The following is a 13931-nucleotide window of genomic DNA, read 5'->3' on the forward strand; positions in this document are numbered from 1 at the left end:
TGAACATTTCCTTCTATTATAAAGAGAAAACTGTTAGAAATTGCATATATGTAACCAGTATTTAGAAGGGGAACGTTTTCATTTTTGGGAGGAAATGCCTAATACTCAAATTTTTAGATTTTTTACGATTTCTCGTTGACACTGTTAATACCCTATTGTATGCTAACAACGGGGATAGATGGTAGGGCTTTCAGTGACAAAATTACATCTATTCCGTGACGAAAATGTAAACTTTTTGTTTTGTATAGGATTTATGCAAAAAAATGAGTTATTATTAACACATCGTGAATGAGGGTTACATATTGGAGGGATGAATCCTTGCAAAAAAACGATCGCAGCCATATAAAAGCATATGCTTTAATGTCAGGAATTCTTGCTCAGTTAGTCGGTTCTATACTTGTTGGAATCTTTGGTGGGCAGTGGATTGATAATAAGGTTGGAACGTTTCCATTGTTTCTTATTATAGGGTTATTACTCGGGTTAGGAACAGGGGTATACGCAATGATTCGACTCATTCGACATTACTATTCGGGAGAGCAATGATGATAGACGTACATGGACTTGTCCAAAGACAAAAGAAATATATGTACTACTTGCTTGCGCTTCTAGTGCTAGGATGGGGATTTACCTCTTACAAGGATGTATTTCTTGGGCTGATTATCGGAACGATTTTCAGTTTTCTTAGTTTGCGCATCATTGCACGTAGAACAGACAAGCTGTTAGATCGCGTAACAAATGGAGAAAACGTGAAGTTTAAGGCGACAGCTGTAAGTACATATTCAAGATTCGCCACGATTGGGTTATTAATTTTATTTGCAGCCAAATATCAAGAGTTAATTGCGATGTGGGGCTTAGGTGTAGGATTGCTGACAGGATACCTTGTCATGATCATAGATTTTCTTTATTTAGAGTATAAGAGCAGGGAAGAGAGGTGAATTACTAGTGGAACACGGTAAATTAGTTGAATTTCTAGGTTTAACGTTCGATTTGTCATCAGTTATGATGGTTACTGTAGCAGCAGTTATTGTTTTCTTAATCGCTGTTATCGGAACTCGCAGCTTAGCCCTTCGCCCAACCGGGATGCAAAACTTCATGGAATGGGTGTTTGACTTCGTGAAAGGGATTATCAATAGTACGATGGACTGGAAAACAGGTGGACGTTTCTTAACGCTTGGCGTTACGCTTATCATGTTTATCATCGTATCGAACTTCCTTGGTTTACCATTCATGTATTCAGCAACTGAAGCTGGCGAACATATTGCATGGTGGAGGTCACCAACGTCTGATCCAGCAGTTACATTAACATTAGCCGTGATGGTAGTTACCCTCACCCATTATTATGGAATTAAGATGAAGGGTACGAAAGAGTATGTTAAAGGTTATTTCCAACCTATGAAATTCTTATTCCCATTAAAGGTTATTGAGGAGTTTGCTAACACATTAACGTTAGGTCTTCGTTTATTCGGTAACATTTATGCAGGTGAGATCTTATTAGGATTACTTGCTAAGTTAGGCGGGGCATCATTCCTTGGAGCATTAGGTGCGCTTGTACCAATGTTAGCATGGATGGGATTCAGTGTATTCGTTGGATCAATCCAAGCATTTATTTTCGTTATGTTAACGATGGTTTATATGGCTCATAAAGTAAGTCATGACCATTAATATAATTTAAGTAAGAAAAAATTTATTTTTTTATAATACAAAGGAGGACAAATTAAATGAGTTTAGGTGTAATCGCAGCTGCAATTGCAATTGGTTTATCAGCATTAGGTGCAGGTATTGGTAACGGTCTTATCGTATCACGTACAATCGAAGGTGTTGCTCGTCAACCAGAATTAAAAGGCGCACTTCAAACAATTATGTTCATCGGGGTTGCTTTAGTTGAGGCACTTCCAATCATCGGTGTAGTTATTGCATTCATCGTAATGAACAAATAAGGGAGACTCCCCTTACATAGATGGCGAAGAGTGTTTTTCCGAACTTTCTTCGCCATTGCTTTATGAACGAAACGTATGTCTTTTTTTTTCATATGATCAATTTAGATATTTTGAAGGGAGTGAATCCTTGTGCCAACTTTATTATTAGGAGCTGCCATTCCATTTGGAACGATTGCTTATACATTGTTCATTTTCTTAATTCTATTAGTAATGCTACGCAAATTTGCGTGGGGTCCTTTAATGGGAATTATGAAAGAACGTGAAGAGCATGTTACTAATGAAATCGACGCTGCAGAAAGAAGTAACGCTGAAGCGAAGAAGTTAGTAGAAGAACAACGTGAAATGTTAAAACAATCACGTGTTGAAGCACAAGAGTTAATCGAAAGAGCGAAAAAACAAGCTGTAGATCAAAAGGATGTTATTGTTGCTGCTGCGAAAGAAGAAGCAGAATCAATTAAAGCATCTGCTGTACAAGAAATTCAACGCGAAAAAGAGCAAGCGATTGCTGCTTTACAAGAACAAGTCGCTTCTTTATCTGTTCAAATTGCTTCTAAAGTAATTGAAAAAGAATTAAAAGAAGAAGATCAAGTTAAGTTAATTCGCGATTATATTAAAGAAGTAGGAGAAGCGCGATGAGCAATGGGATTGTAGCAAAACGTTATGCTGTCGCTCTTTTTAAAATTGCAAAAGAAAAACACGTATTAGAAATGTTTGAAGAAGAATTACGCCTTGTACAAAACGTTTATGTAAAGAACGGAGAACTACATAGCTTTTTAACGCAACCGAACATTTCAAAAGAGCAGAAGAAAACGTTTCTTGCAAACGTATTCGGATCTGTTTCTGAATCAATTTTAAATACGTTATATATTTTAATTGATAACAAGCGTATTGATATCTTACCTGAAATTGCAGATGAATATGTTGTTCTTGCTAATGAAGAACGTAACGTAGCGGATGCAACTGTATATTCTATTCGTCTTCTATCTGAAGAAGAGAAGCTTAACATTGCAGAAGCATTTGCAAAGAGAACGGGAAAAGATGCAATTCGCGTGAAAAATGTTGTAGATGAAGATTTACTAGGCGGAATTAAAGTACGCATTGGAAATCGCATTTATGACGGAAGTTTACAAGGAAAATTAGCACGTATTCAGCGTGAATTAATGAAGAATAGATAGGGGTGAAGCACATGAGCATCAGAGCTGAAGAAATTAGCGCACTGATAAAGCAACAAATCGAGAACTATCAGTCTGAAATCGAAGTTAGTGATGTTGGTACAGTTATCCAAGTTGGTGACGGTATCGCGCGTGCTCATGGTCTTGATAACGTTATGGCTGGTGAACTTGTAGAGTTCTCTAACGGCGTTATGGGACTAGCACAAAACTTAGAGGAAAACAACGTAGGTATTATCATTTTAGGACCTTACACAGAAATCCGTGAAGGTGACGAAGTTCGTCGTACTGGTCGCATCATGCAAGTACCAGTAGGAAAAGAACTAATTGGTCGTGTTGTAAACCCATTAGGTCAACCAGTTGATGGTTTAGGCCCAATCAATACAACAAACACTCGTCCAATCGAAAGTCCAGCACCAGGTGTAATGGATCGTAAATCTGTTCATGAGCCACTTCAAACAGGTATTAAAGCGATCGACGCTCTTGTACCAATTGGCCGTGGTCAACGTGAGTTAATCATCGGTGACCGTCAAACTGGTAAAACAGCAGTTGCACTTGATACAATCATTAACCAAAAAGATGAAGATATGATTTGTATCTATGTAGCTATCGGACAAAAAGAATCAACTGTACGTAACGTAGTAGAAACACTACGTAAGCACGGTGCATTAGAGTACACAATCGTTGTAACTGCATCTGCTTCTCAACCAGCTCCATTATTATACTTAGCTCCTTATGCTGGTGTAACAATGGGTGAAGAGTTCATGTACAATGGTAAACACGTATTAGTAGTATATGATGACTTATCAAAACAAGCAGCGGCTTACCGTGAGCTGTCATTACTATTACGTCGTCCTCCAGGTCGTGAAGCTTATCCAGGGGATGTATTCTACTTACATTCTCGCTTATTAGAGCGTGCAGCAAAATTAAGTGATGCAAGAGGCGGCGGTTCTTTAACTGCACTACCTTTCATCGAAACACAAGCAGGGGACGTATCAGCATACATCCCAACAAACGTAATTTCTATTACGGATGGACAAATCTTCTTACAATCTGACCTATTCTTCTCTGGCGTACGTCCAGCGATCGATGCGGGTACTTCTGTATCTCGTGTAGGTGGATCTGCTCAGATTAAAGCAATGAGTAAAGTATCAGGTACACTTCGTCTTGACCTTGCATCTTACCGTGAGTTAGAAGCGTTCGCTCAGTTCGGTTCTGACCTTGATAAAGCAACTCAAGCGAAATTAAACCGTGGTGCTCGTACTGTTGAGGTATTAAAACAAGGATTACACAAACCGTTACGTGTAGAGAAACAAGTTATCATTCTTTACGCTTTAACACGTGGATTCCTAGATGATATCCCAGTAGTAGATATCACTCGTTTCGAAGAAGAATTCCATGCTTGGTTAGATTCTAATGCGACTGACTTATTAGAAGAAATCCGCACAACTAAGAAACTTGCGGATGACGACAAATTTGCAGCAGCAATTAACGGATTTAAAAAAGTATTCGTAGCTTCTGAATAATAATAAAAGTGAAGCCGACTGTTCAGCCTCATCGGCTAAGAGGCGGAACTAGATTAATAAAAGCGGAAGCGGCTCGTACAAGCCGCCGACGCTAGATAATATATAAGGCATCTCAGACTCTGAGATTGCTGACGGTTATGTAAAGGAAAAGAGTAGGTGCACCTATTCTTTTCCTTCAATCATGAGCAAGAATATCTTGCAACGTAGATTAGGAAGAGGATTCTTACTAATCGTGCCAACTTCCGGAAAAAAGGTGGTGAAAACCTGTGGCATCTTTACGCGATATAAAAGCGAAGATTACCTCGACAAAGAAAACGAGTCAAATTACGAAGGCGATGGAGATGGTATCTGCATCTAAGTTAAACCGTGCAGAGCAAAATGCTAAATCTTTCGTTCCGTATATGGAAAAGATTCAAGAAGTAGTAGCGAGCATTGCGCAAGGAAGTAAAGGAATTAATCATCCAATGCTAAATGCGCGTCCTGTAAAGCGTACAGGATACATCGTTATTACATCTGATCGCGGACTAGCAGGTGGTTATAACAGTAACGTATTACGTACAGTAAGTAACGTAATTCGTGAACGTCATAATATGGATTCAAATCAATATTCAATTATTGTACTTGGACGACTAGGACGTGATTATTTAAAACGTCGCGGCTTTAACATCATTGATGAAGTAGTTGGATTATCTGACCACCCATCATTTACTGATATTAAAGATCTTGCTTCTCGAGCAATTGCGATGTTCGCAGATGGTGCTTATGATGAGCTGTATATTTACTACAACCATTACGTAAGTAAAATTTCACAAGAAGTAACGGAAAATAAAATTTTACCGCTTACTGATGTGGCGTCTGACAAACCGACGACAGCTTATGAATTTGAACCTTCTGAAGAAGAAATTTTAAAAGTATTATTGCCACAATACGCAGAAAGCTTAGTGTACGGTGCATTACTAGATGGTAAAGCAAGTGAGCACGCAGCGCGTATGACAGCAATGAAGAGTGCTACAGACAACGCAATGGAAGTTATCGATTCACTTACACTTTCATTCAACCGTGCGCGTCAGGCAGCGATTACGCAAGAAATTACGGAAATCGTTGGTGGAGCAGCAGCGTTAGAATAGTAATAAAAAGTGGAAGCGGCTCTTTCAAAAGAGTCGCGTAAGCTAAACTAATAAAAAATTAAAAGCCGACTTCGCTTAGAGAGCTGGCTAATTAAAAGAAAGCTAGGAGGGAACCCGATGAATAAAGGGCGCGTTACGCAAATCATGGGTCCGGTTGTAGACGTTAAGTTTGATGGCGGAAAGCTACCAGAAATCTACAACGCCCTTACGGTAAAACAAAGCAACGAAAACGGAAGCATGAACTTAACATTTGAAGTTGCACTTCATTTAGGTGATGATACAGTTCGTACAGTTGCGATGTCTTCCACAGATGGACTTGTTCGTGGCACAGAAGTAGAAGATACTGGTAAAGCAATCTCTGTACCAGTTGGTGATGCAACACTTGGTCGTGTATTCAACGTATTAGGTGATGCAATTGACTTAGATGGTGAACTTCCTGCGGATGTACACCGTGACCCAATTCACCGTCAAGCACCTGCATTCGAAGAATTATCTACTAAAGTAGAAATTCTTGAAACTGGTATTAAAGTAGTAGACTTACTTGCTCCTTACATTAAGGGTGGTAAGATCGGCCTATTCGGTGGTGCCGGCGTAGGTAAAACAGTATTAATTCAGGAATTAATTAACAACATCGCACAAGAGCACGGTGGTATCTCTGTATTCGCTGGTGTAGGTGAGCGTACTCGTGAGGGTAATGACTTATACCATGAAATGAGCGATTCTGGCGTAATCAAGAAAACTGCGATGGTATTCGGACAAATGAATGAGCCACCTGGAGCACGTCAACGTGTTGCATTAACAGGTTTAACAATGGCTGAGCATTTCCGTGATGAGCAAGGACAAGACGTACTTCTGTTCATCGATAACATCTTCCGTTTCACGCAAGCGGGTTCTGAAGTATCTGCCCTTCTTGGTCGTATGCCATCTGCGGTAGGTTACCAACCAACACTTGCAACAGAAATGGGTCAATTACAAGAGCGTATTACATCTACAAATAAAGGGTCTATCACGTCTATCCAAGCGGTATATGTACCAGCCGATGACTATACTGACCCAGCACCAGCTACAACATTCGCTCACTTAGATGCAACAACAAACTTAGAGCGTCGTTTAACACAAATGGGTATTTACCCAGCCGTAGATCCATTAGCATCTACATCTCGTGCACTTTCTCCAGAAATCGTAGGAGAAGAGCATTATGAAGTAGCACGTCAAGTGCAGCAAACTTTACAACGTTACAAAGAACTTCAAGATATCATTGCTATCTTAGGTATGGATGAGTTATCTGAAGAAGATAAGTTAGTTGTACATCGTGCTCGTCGTATTCAATTCTTCTTATCTCAAAACTTCCACGTAGCTGAGCAGTTTACAGGTCAAAAAGGTTCTTACGTACCTGTAAAAAATACAGTTAGTGGCTTCAAAGAAATTCTAGAAGGAAAATATGATGACCTTCCAGAAGATGCATTCCGCCTTGTTGGTAGCATTGAAGAAGTTATTGAGAACGCGAAGAAAATGATGGCGTAAGGCCTTAGGAGGGACGAAGTATGAAGACATTTCCAGTCAGTATTGTAACTCCTGATGGACCGGTTTACGAAAAAGAAGTAGAAATGGTAAGTGTAAAAGCAGAGAGTGGGGAAATGGGGATCTTACCAGGTCACATTCCAACTGTTGCACCATTAAAAATTAGTGCAGTTCGTCTGAAAAATGGTGGACACACTGATTATGTAGCAGTAAGTGGTGGCTTTATCGAAGTTCGTCCAGATAAAGTAACTGTATTATCATCATCTGCTGAAGAAGCAAACCATATCGATATCCATCGTGCAAATGAAGCGAAGCGTCGCGCTGAGCAACGTATGCAAGACAAACAAGCACATGTTGACTTTAGACGTGCAGAAATGGCATTACAACGTGCTGTGAACCGTTTAAATGTTTCTGATATGAAGTAAAAAAATCCGTAAGGGCCTTGCCTTTACGGATTTTTTTATGTGTTTTATGGATAATTTTACAAAACTGGTATAATTATATTGATGCTTGTATAAGTAGAAGTGTACAGCAATTTATATTTTATGAAGGGGATGAATCAATGATCGGTGAAATGAAACGAGAAGCATTGTACTCTTTAAAGGGGAAATGGGGACTAGGTGTTGGATCAACGATTTTATATTTTATTTTAAGTTATGTCGTTTCGATGGCTGCAATGCTTATATTATTAATTCCAGGAATTATTATATTTCTTTTAGTTGTAAGTGTGACTGGATCATTTGAAGCGGAAACGATGTCAATTGGAGCGGGTATTACCTTTGGAATTTTTTATTGCATTATGATAATTTTGAGTAACGCATCGTATGGGATTACGTCATATGGTTATACAAATGTATTTTTACAGATTAGTAAACGAGAAGATGCTAAAGTAGATTACTTATTCGAAGGATTTCGTGGCTTTAAAAGAATGATGAAAACAATGTGGGCAATGCTTGCGATTTTGTTATATACAGGTACATGGATTCCGATGTTGTTAACAGGTTTATTCATATTCTTAGGTGAAGAAGGAAATCTGTCGTTTACAATAGCTTTCTTCGTACTATTAGCAATTTCAATTGTTGGTATGATTGTGATGTATTTTTCTTATGCACTGACGTACTATGTGATGATTGAAAATCCAGAATATAGTGTTTCGCAGGCGATGAAGGAAAGTAAGAATCTTATGAGGGGTCATAAGTTAGATTTGTTTCTTTTATGGCTGAGCTTCATAGGCTGGGTTGTTTTAGCGCTTCTTACTTTTGGAATAGGATTTCTTTGGCTTAGTCCGTATATGAGTACAACGACAGCACACTTTTATCGCTACATTTCAAAAGGTGAATTTCAATAGGAACATGCTATACTAATAGAATTATTGTGTATAGGAGGCGAGGCTACGCATGATTAGTGATCTAAAAGGAGAAGCACTAGATTCATTAGAAGGGAAATGGGGATTAGCTGTTGGGGCTACACTGCTCATTTCAATTCTTATCACGGCTTTTAGTTTTAGTGTTGATTGGGGATTTTCTTTAATTTTCGGTTGGCAAAAAACAAATGGTTCACTTTCAACGAATATTCTTACATTTTTTGTTACTGGACCGTTAACTTTAGGTGGATATTACCTTGGTTTAAATATCCTTCGTGAAAATCAAGCTAGTATCGGTAATGTATTCATTTGGTTTTCAGAGGGAAAGAGATTTCTAAAATCATTTTTATTATATTTATTAGTAAATCTTTATCTTTTCTTATGGACGTTATTGTTCGTTATTCCAGGTATTATTAAATCATTTTCTTATGCGATGACATACTTTATTATAAATGATCATCCTGAGTATTCACTGAACCAAGCTATTACAGAAAGTCGTCGTATGATGGATGGACATAAGATGGAGTATTTCATTTTATGTTTAAGTTTTATCGGTTGGTTTATATTAAGTTGTATTACGTTAGGGATTGGATTCTTATGGTTAATTCCATATTTCTACACAACATCTGCGGCTTTTTACGAAGAGATCGCAGAAGAATATTATGAGAAAAATATTTAGCACTATAAAACCCCCAGTATGAATTATTTGTTCATACTGGGGGTTTTTTGTAGAAACTTTATAAATTGATTGCTAGTAAGTGGTTTACTGAAATAGTAACCTTGCATATATTTACATTTATGTTTTTGCAGAAACTTAAGCTGTTTTTCGGTTTCAATTCCTTCGGCAACGACTGAAAGATTTAAAGTATTTGCGAGGGAAAGGATTGTAGAAACGATGGCTCGTTCTTCAGGACGATGATCAGCTAATTGTGTAAATTCTCTAGGTACTTTTAATGTGTCGATTGGAAAAATTGATAAATAAGCAAGAGAAGAATACCCAGTACCGAAGTCATCAATGGAAGTTTGGATACCGTATTCTTTTAATTGCTTCAGTCTTAATAACGTTTCTTTCTCGTCAATCATTGCAATTCTTTCTGTTAACTCGAGGGTTACATATTTTGGGTCGACTTGCACGTCGTTTAATATTTGTGAAATGTTTTCGATTAATTGATCTTGCCGGAACTCTTTTGCAGATAAATTAACACTTATTTTTAAATTTTGGTAGCCAAAGGTATGCCATATTTTTAATTGGAGACAAGCTTCTTGTAATACCCAATGTCCAAGTGGGACTACTTGTGGCGTCTCTTCTACAATTGGAATAAACTCACATGGTGAAATGTCACCTAATAGCGGGTGTTTCCACCGTATTAAAGCTTCAGCACCGATAATTTTATTTGTTGTCGTATCAATTTGTGGTTGATAAACGAGATAAAATTCTTTGTTTACTAAAGCGATTGGCAAATCTTTTTCAATTCGAGCTTTTCGCTCCATTTTTTTATATAGTTCTTTCGTGTAAAGAGTGCTACCGTTTTTTCCTTTATTCTTTGCTTCGTACATGGCCATATCAGCATGCTGCAAAATGGATAGCGGATCTTCACCTGCTTCAGGATATATTGCAATTCCGATACTTGGTGAGATTTGTAAATGTTGATTTTCGATTTCAAATGGCTCATTCATGGCCGCTACAATCATATCAGCCATTTTTTGGACATCTGGCTTTTTTTTGTAATTTTCGATAAGGATCGTGAACTCATCCCCAGCTAGCCGTGCGAGTTTCATATTTGATGTTGATATTCTTTCGAGCCTTTTTGCTACTGCGATAAGCAATAGGTCTCCTACTCGATGACCGAGGGTATCATTAATAACTTTAAAACGGTCTAGGTCGAGAAACATAACAGCAAAAGACTTTTTCGATACTTTTGCTCGTGCAATTGCCTGTTCTAAATGTTGATGAAATGCGCGACGATTTGCAAGCTCTGTTAAAGTATCATGGTATGCTAGGAAATTAATTTGTTCTTGTTGTTGTTTGCTTTCCGTAATATCTTTAATCATTAAATAAACCCCAGAAATTTTCTCTTTTAAAAAGATCGGTACGGCGGTAACGTGCAAGTAGTAAATATCTCTGTTTTTATGGTACGCCCGTATTTCTAAAGAGATAGAATATCCCTTTTTTACACGATGAAAGGCGTTAATCATTTCTTCTAAATCTTCTTCGTATATGAGTGAATAGTAAGGCTGATTTAATAATTCATTCGTTTGATAACCAAGTAAAGTAGTACCAGCGTTATTTACTTTGAGAAAATTACCGTACAAATCTAATGTGAAGATTGGATCTGGATGATGCTCGTATAAAGATTTAAACATTTGTTGATTATGATAGAGTTCATTTTTCTGTGCTACTAAATCTTCTGTACGTAGTTCAATTTGTTTCTCGAGTTCTGAGTTGAATTGCATTTGAGCTAGCAATAATATTTTATTTTGTTTTCGAACTAAACTATGACGTATGAGAACGAAAGAGAAAGTTATTATAAGTCCGATTACTATAATAGGCGCAAAAACGTATTCGACTAATATAAAAACAATAAGCATTACTACCGAAATATACGGTAATGATAATCGGATTGCTTCACCAATTTTAAGTGTTAGTAGTACTTGTTCTTGTTTTTCAGGTTCTTTTGTATGGAGAATACAGGCAATTGCTACTAGTACTAAGGTTACTTGATAGAAAGGAGTAACTGTAAACATAGAATACTCTGGTATGAAGTATTTTATATAAGCATAAATCGCATCGGTAGTAGCATATAAAATTAAAGCACTGCCAAGAAGCGCACCAACCTTTTTAGGTAATAAGGATAGTGGTTTGAATAAAAGATTGATTCCTATTAAGAGAAAGAGTAAATCAGCCATTGGATAGGTAAGTTGAACAAATATGTCGATATAGGATGTTGTAAAGATGTGAATGGTTCGTTCAATAAGTAAGTAGTAACTTAAAGTAAATTGGGCTGTAACGATAATACAAATATCACATAGCATAAAAAGTTTTTCTAATAAATCTCGGTTGTAAATGATTTCGTATAGAAAGGCAAATGCAAAACTAACTAAAAAAAGTAAGTAAAAAAAATCAGACGGATCAACGAACGTATAGAAGTCCTTTACAATTAAACGCTGATAGGCAACGACTATATCACCGATAAAATAAGAGAGAGCTCCAACAGATAATATGATCCAAAATAAACGAGGTAGCCCTTCTTTCGTGTTTGAAAAGTAAAGAATATAACTACAAGCGATAATATCAATTAATAGGGTACTCGTTCCGATTAATAGCTGGAAAGGAAATGAGTATTCATATAGAAAAGGCATCGCTACGTAGTGAAGCGTTATGGACAGCAATACAATGCTTATAAGAATACTTACATGTGTTTGTTTTTTCATTTATATCACCTACGGTTCCTTGAAAAGCATATATAAGTTTTATATTTATTTTGCACAATTATAGCAAGTTGTAAAGATAGATTTTAATAATTCTTGTTTCTGTCTCCCAACATATCGACATAGGAATTTGAAGTTTGCTATAATGATTAGAATAGTTGTATTATTTAGAAAAATTTAAAAATAATAATTACTGCAACTAGGACATATTGTTTACTATGTGAACTTGTTCTTAATTTAGGGGGGAGGGTTTCACAATGGCAAGTGTATATGAAAATAGTTATATGATCGTTTTGATTTTCTTACTATTAGGTATATTGCTGCCGGTAGTGGCTCTTACATTAGGAAGGATGCTGCGCCCAAATAAACCAAGTGCAGCAAAGGCGACGACGTATGAGAGTGGAATTGAGCCTTTTCACGATGCAAATATTCGGTTTCATGCTCGTTATTATATTTTCGCTTTATTGTTTGTGATCTTTGATGTAGAAACTTTATTTTTATATCCTTGGGCTGTTGCGTATGACAAGCTAGGTTTATTTGCATTAATTGAGATGCTCATCTTTGTTGTAATGTTGCTAGTTGGATTAGCGTATGCTTGGAAAAAGAAGGTGTTACAATGGTTATAAATTTTGAGGAATTACATCCAAATGAGCGAGCAGAATTAGAACGAAATATCTTTTTTTCTACATTGGAACAGTTGAAAGGGTGGGCGAGGAGCAATTCTTTATGGCCGATGACATTCGGACTGGCGTGCTGTGCAATTGAAATGATGGGAGTAGGCTCATCACATTATGATTTAGATCGATTTGGGTCATTTTTTCGGACTTCACCAAGGCAATCGGACGTCATGATTGTATCGGGAACAGTAACGAAGAAGATGGCTCCTATTGTTCGGCGTTTATATGATCAAATGCCTGAACCGAAATGGGTTATTGCGATGGGATCTTGTGCGACAGCAGGTGGTCCGTATGTAAATTCATATGCTGTTGTGAAAGGTGTAGACCAAATCGTACCAGTTGATGTGTATATTCCTGGTTGTCCCCCAAATCCGGCTGCTTTAATTTATGGAATTAATAAATTAAAAGAAAAAATTCGTTACGAAGCAAAGACCGGGAAGCAGGTGACGAATAAATGAGTAATCCAAACAAAGATTTAGAGGATCTGAAAAAAGAAGCAGCTAGGCGTGCAAAAGAAGAAGCGAGAAAACGCCTTGTAGCGAAACACGAGGCGGAAATAAGTGAGCTTGAGGCAGAAGATCAAGAAAAAGAGAAAGCGCTACCAAAAAATGATGATATTACTATAGAAGAAGCAAAACGACGTGCAGCAGCGGCAGCAAAAGCAAAAGCGGCAGCGTTAGCGAAGCAGAAAAGAGAAGGAACAGAAGAAGTAACGGAAGAAGAAAAAGCGAAAGTGAAGGCGAAGGCAGCAGCGGCAGCAAAAGCAAAAGCGGCAGCGTTAGCGAAGCAAAAAAGAGAAGGAACAGAAGAAGTAACGGAAGAAGAAAAAGCGAAAGCCAAGGCGAAGGCAGCAGCGGCAGCAAAGGCAAAAACGGCGGCGTTAGCGAAGCAAAAAAGAGAGGGAACAGAAGAAGTAACGGAAGAAGAAAAAGCGAAAGCCAAGGCGAAGGCAGCAGCAGCTGCAAAAGCAAAAGCGGCGGCGTTAGCGAAGCAAAAAAGAGAAGGAACAGAAGAAGTAATGGAAGAAGAAAAAGCGAAAGCCAAGGCGAAGGCGGCAGTAGCTGCAAAAGCAAAAGCGGCGGCGTTAGCGAAGCAAAAAAGAGAAGGAACAGAAGAAGTAACGGAAGAAGAAAAAGCGAAAGCCAAGGCGAAGGCAGCAGCAGCTGCAAAAGCAAAAGCGGC

At 37.8% G+C, this 13931-nt stretch carries 16 protein-coding genes and 1 pseudogene; 16 read left to right on the forward strand and 1 reads right to left on the reverse strand.

The window, feature by feature from the left end:
• The first annotated feature begins 178 nt into the window (after nucleotides 1-178).
• From AC1Q8L_RS20195 to AC1Q8L_RS20255, 13 genes are all read left to right on the forward strand, one after another.
• On the forward strand, nucleotides 179-292 hold the full coding sequence (locus AC1Q8L_RS20195) for a DUF4024 domain-containing protein (RefSeq protein ID WP_000232962.1): 114 nt from the start codon (nucleotides 179-181) through the stop codon (nucleotides 290-292).
• 26 nt (nucleotides 293-318) lie between these two features.
• Nucleotides 319-543 carry an AtpZ/AtpI family protein gene (locus AC1Q8L_RS20200; RefSeq protein WP_001171223.1) on the forward strand — a complete coding sequence of 75 codons (225 nt, stop codon included), beginning with the start codon at nucleotides 319-321 and terminating at the stop codon, nucleotides 541-543.
• Nucleotides 543-935, forward strand: a complete 393-nt coding sequence (locus tag AC1Q8L_RS20205; RefSeq protein ID WP_000567600.1) for an ATP synthase subunit I — start codon at nucleotides 543-545, stop codon at nucleotides 933-935. Before AC1Q8L_RS20200 ends, AC1Q8L_RS20205 begins: the two co-directional genes overlap by 1 nt.
• A 7-nt stretch (nucleotides 936-942) precedes the next feature.
• Entirely contained in the window at nucleotides 943-1662 is a 720-nt protein-coding gene (gene atpB, locus AC1Q8L_RS20210) for a F0F1 ATP synthase subunit A (protein ID WP_000399870.1), read from the forward strand.
• Between the two features lie 56 nt (nucleotides 1663-1718).
• Nucleotides 1719-1937, forward strand: a complete 219-nt coding sequence (gene atpE / locus AC1Q8L_RS20215; protein ID WP_000052064.1) for a F0F1 ATP synthase subunit C — start codon at nucleotides 1719-1721, stop codon at nucleotides 1935-1937.
• Between the two features lie 129 nt (nucleotides 1938-2066).
• Nucleotides 2067-2573, forward strand: a complete 507-nt coding sequence (gene atpF, locus AC1Q8L_RS20220) for a F0F1 ATP synthase subunit B (protein WP_001142615.1) — start codon at nucleotides 2067-2069, stop codon at nucleotides 2571-2573.
• A complete protein-coding gene (gene atpH / locus AC1Q8L_RS20225) occupies nucleotides 2570-3112 on the forward strand; it encodes a F0F1 ATP synthase subunit delta (protein WP_000064682.1) in 543 nt (180 codons plus the stop codon). The genes atpF and atpH overlap by 4 nt, the downstream gene beginning before the upstream one ends.
• Before the next feature lie 11 nt (nucleotides 3113-3123).
• The gene (gene atpA, locus AC1Q8L_RS20230; RefSeq protein ID WP_000027521.1) at nucleotides 3124-4632 is read left to right on the forward strand and encodes a F0F1 ATP synthase subunit alpha; all 1509 of its coding nucleotides are present in this window, start codon (nucleotides 3124-3126) and stop codon (nucleotides 4630-4632) included.
• Between the two features lie 266 nt (nucleotides 4633-4898).
• The gene (gene atpG / locus AC1Q8L_RS20235; protein ID WP_000157703.1) at nucleotides 4899-5759 is read left to right on the forward strand and encodes a F0F1 ATP synthase subunit gamma; all 861 of its coding nucleotides are present in this window, start codon (nucleotides 4899-4901) and stop codon (nucleotides 5757-5759) included.
• Between the two features lie 117 nt (nucleotides 5760-5876).
• Nucleotides 5877-7283 (forward strand): F0F1 ATP synthase subunit beta, encoded by a 1407-nt coding sequence (gene atpD, locus AC1Q8L_RS20240; protein ID WP_001032596.1) that lies wholly within the window; start codon nucleotides 5877-5879, stop codon nucleotides 7281-7283.
• Nucleotides 7284-7303: 20 nt separating this feature from the next.
• Nucleotides 7304-7705 (forward strand): F0F1 ATP synthase subunit epsilon, encoded by a 402-nt coding sequence (atpC, locus tag AC1Q8L_RS20245; RefSeq protein ID WP_000847215.1) that lies wholly within the window; start codon nucleotides 7304-7306, stop codon nucleotides 7703-7705.
• Nucleotides 7706-7842: 137 nt separating this feature from the next.
• A complete protein-coding gene (locus AC1Q8L_RS20250) occupies nucleotides 7843-8628 on the forward strand; it encodes a DUF975 family protein (RefSeq protein ID WP_000578826.1) in 786 nt (261 codons plus the stop codon).
• 49 nt (nucleotides 8629-8677) lie between these two features.
• A complete protein-coding gene (locus AC1Q8L_RS20255) occupies nucleotides 8678-9322 on the forward strand; it encodes a DUF975 family protein (protein ID WP_000622468.1) in 645 nt (214 codons plus the stop codon).
• Between the two features lie 23 nt (nucleotides 9323-9345).
• On the opposite strand, the gene AC1Q8L_RS20260 is transcribed toward AC1Q8L_RS20255, so the two are convergent.
• A complete protein-coding gene (locus AC1Q8L_RS20260; RefSeq protein ID WP_098311677.1) occupies nucleotides 9346-12075 on the reverse strand; it encodes a putative bifunctional diguanylate cyclase/phosphodiesterase in 2730 nt (909 codons plus the stop codon).
• Between the two features lie 254 nt (nucleotides 12076-12329).
• Here AC1Q8L_RS20260 and nuoA point away from each other — a divergent pair, with 254 nt between their 5' ends.
• From nuoA to AC1Q8L_RS20275, 3 genes and pseudogenes are all read left to right on the forward strand, one after another.
• Nucleotides 12330-12698: an NADH-quinone oxidoreductase subunit NuoA gene (gene nuoA, locus AC1Q8L_RS20265; protein WP_000179273.1), complete on the forward strand. Its 369-nt coding sequence runs from the start codon at nucleotides 12330-12332 to the stop codon at nucleotides 12696-12698.
• Nucleotides 12689-13207, forward strand: coding sequence for an NADH-quinone oxidoreductase subunit NuoB (gene nuoB / locus AC1Q8L_RS20270; RefSeq protein ID WP_000236331.1), 519 nt, complete (start codon nucleotides 12689-12691; stop codon nucleotides 13205-13207). The genes nuoA and nuoB overlap by 10 nt, the downstream gene beginning before the upstream one ends.
• Nucleotides 13204-13931 (forward strand): annotated as a pseudogene (locus AC1Q8L_RS20275) (NADH-quinone oxidoreductase subunit C); the annotation flags it as partial. The gene nuoB and the pseudogene AC1Q8L_RS20275, both read left to right, overlap by 4 nt.

Source organism: Bacillus sp. GW823-FHT06A11 (genome assembly GCF_058795355.1).

Coding starts and splice junctions, on each gene's coding strand:
- AC1Q8L_RS20195 (WP_000232962.1), top strand. CDS start 179: ATGGTAGGGCTTTCAGTGACAAAATTACATCTATTCCGTGACGAAAAT.
- AC1Q8L_RS20205 (WP_000567600.1), top strand. CDS start 543: ATGATAGACGTACATGGACTTGTCCAAAGACAAAAGAAATATATGTAC.
- atpE (WP_000052064.1), top strand. CDS start 1,719: ATGAGTTTAGGTGTAATCGCAGCTGCAATTGCAATTGGTTTATCAGCA.
- atpH (WP_000064682.1), top strand. CDS start 2,570: ATGAGCAATGGGATTGTAGCAAAACGTTATGCTGTCGCTCTTTTTAAA.
- atpA (WP_000027521.1), top strand. CDS start 3,124: ATGAGCATCAGAGCTGAAGAAATTAGCGCACTGATAAAGCAACAAATC.
- atpD (WP_001032596.1), top strand. CDS start 5,877: ATGAATAAAGGGCGCGTTACGCAAATCATGGGTCCGGTTGTAGACGTT.
- atpC (WP_000847215.1), top strand. CDS start 7,304: ATGAAGACATTTCCAGTCAGTATTGTAACTCCTGATGGACCGGTTTAC.
- AC1Q8L_RS20250 (WP_000578826.1), top strand. CDS start 7,843: ATGATCGGTGAAATGAAACGAGAAGCATTGTACTCTTTAAAGGGGAAA.
- AC1Q8L_RS20255 (WP_000622468.1), top strand. CDS start 8,678: ATGATTAGTGATCTAAAAGGAGAAGCACTAGATTCATTAGAAGGGAAA.
- AC1Q8L_RS20260 (WP_098311677.1), bottom strand. CDS start 12,075: ATGAAAAAACAAACACATGTAAGTATTCTTATAAGCATTGTATTGCTG.
- nuoA (WP_000179273.1), top strand. CDS start 12,330: ATGGCAAGTGTATATGAAAATAGTTATATGATCGTTTTGATTTTCTTA.
- nuoB (WP_000236331.1), top strand. CDS start 12,689: ATGGTTATAAATTTTGAGGAATTACATCCAAATGAGCGAGCAGAATTA.